The organism is Paenibacillus rigui, from assembly GCF_002234615.1.
Taxonomy (GTDB): Bacteria; Bacillota; Bacilli; order Paenibacillales; family NBRC-103111; genus Paenibacillus_S; species Paenibacillus_S rigui.
The window spans coordinates 1-1914 of the sequence record NZ_NMQW01000101.1; the positions used below are offsets into that span (position 1 = coordinate 1).

Genomic DNA, 1914 nt, shown 5'->3' on the forward strand with positions numbered 1-1914 from the left:
ACTTGTACGGAAGTGGCTGAAGGCGGGAGTCATGGAAGAAGGAACGGTTCGACGATCAGACTTAGGAACGCCGCAAGGGAGACCTCCGAAAAAATCAGTATTCAACGCCAATCTAACCCTAAATATATCCATTAATAGAATATAATAGAAATATAGATTCATTATTTGGAGGTTTTATCGATGCTTCGTAAAGACAACGGAAAACAAATTTCCGGCTTCGATCAATATTATTATGAGAAAGCTGTCCCTCAAAATCATTTGTTACGGAGTATCGCTAAGACCGTCGATTTTACCTTCATTCGAGAATTGTTGGCCGAACAGTATTCTTCTGATCGCGGTCGTCCTGCAGAAGAACCGGTTTTTCTCTTCAAAATTTGTTTACTTGAGTACTTGTACAATCTTTCTGACGTACAAGTCATTAGTCATATTCAAGTGAACCTAGCCTACCGATGGTTTTTAGATTTGAATATCGATGATGAATTACCAGATGACACTACCATCAGTTACTTCCGTGTTAAGCGCGTAGGATTGGAGAAATTCCAAGAAATCTTTCAGCGGTTAGTTGATCAGTGCATTGAACACGGATTTATTTCTGCTCAATCCAAACGGTCTATCATGGACTCCACTCATATCATTGCCGATGTCGCTATACCCACATGGCTTTCTCTAGTTCGGCAAGCCTATGAGAGTGTTCTTCTTGAATTGCGAGAGACTAACCAAGAAATCTTTCAACAGTTTGAACAACGTATGCTTGAGCTCTGGAACGAACTCAAGGGGAGGACTCGAGACGAGAAGTTGCCGGTTGTGCTTCAATTGGCTAGCGAGTTCGCGACCGCTGCTGAGCCCCTACTAAACAACGATGAGCAGCCGAATGCAGCCCTCGTTACACTAAAGAAAGTCATTTCTGATCGTGATGAGAATGCTACGGATCGTCTTATCAGCATTGTAGACACCGATGCACGTACTGGACATAAATCAGATATGCGTAAAATCCAGGGCTATAAGGACCATATCATGATGGATGAAGAAACGGAGATCATCACGGCGATTAAAGTGACTCCAGCCAATGCCGAAGATGGTGACCAGTTAGTTGACCTCGTCACGCAATTTCAAGATAATCATGGATTTTTGCCTAAAGAGCTCTCTGCAGATAAAGGTTACTGGTTCGGCAAAAATCTTCGTTTTCTTCGAGAGAATAATATTGTAGGCCATATAAGCTGGATGAAAACAAAGCAGCAAGTTTCCGGTTTATTTACACCTGAAGATTTTCAATTTGATGCGGAAAAGATGCAGGTAACCTGTCCAAATGGCATAGTCAGCAAAGCCTACAGAGATCGCAACAAAGCGAGGGAAGATCGGAATGGATTTGAGTTTCGATTTACCAAGACCCAGTGCCAAGATTGCCCACTAAAAGCAAAGTGCACATCGAGTAAGAGCGTACGTAATGTTTTCATCAGCAATTACTACGAGGAGTTCCAACAGGCGCGTGAACACTACAAATCCGATGAGTACAAGGAAGCAAGGAAGAGTCGATGGTTGATCGAACGTCGTCATGCAGATAAAGTAAGGAATCATGGACTCAGACGTACCCGATATCGTGGATTAGAAAGAACATATATCCATGCATTGCTAAGCACTATAGCGTCTAACGTAAAGAGAATGACTAAGCTAATTACGGATAAACGACAACGGGAGCAGTCTGCCCTCTTGGCCATTTCCTAAGGGAAATGGAGATAAATTAAGGGATTTTCCCTAGCAATTCAGCCCTAAAACGGCTCAAAATCTCTAAAACAGCGACAAATTATTAATATGGAACCACTTTTTCGGAGGTCTCCAACTGCATCTTATACACTTCTGACGTTGCCGCCGATTAGAGAGGTGTGGTTTTCCGGGGTCTCGGTAATAATAACAAAA

Annotated in this window: 1 protein-coding gene; it reads left to right on the plus strand. The window is 42.5% G+C overall.

The window, feature by feature from the left end; genetic code table 11:
- The first annotated feature begins 180 nt into the window (after window positions 1-180).
- Window positions 181-1722 (plus strand): IS1182 family transposase, encoded by a 1542-nt coding sequence (locus CF651_RS31820; protein ID WP_094018884.1) that lies wholly within the window; start codon window positions 181-183, stop codon window positions 1720-1722.
- Window positions 1723-1914 lie beyond the last annotated feature (192 nt).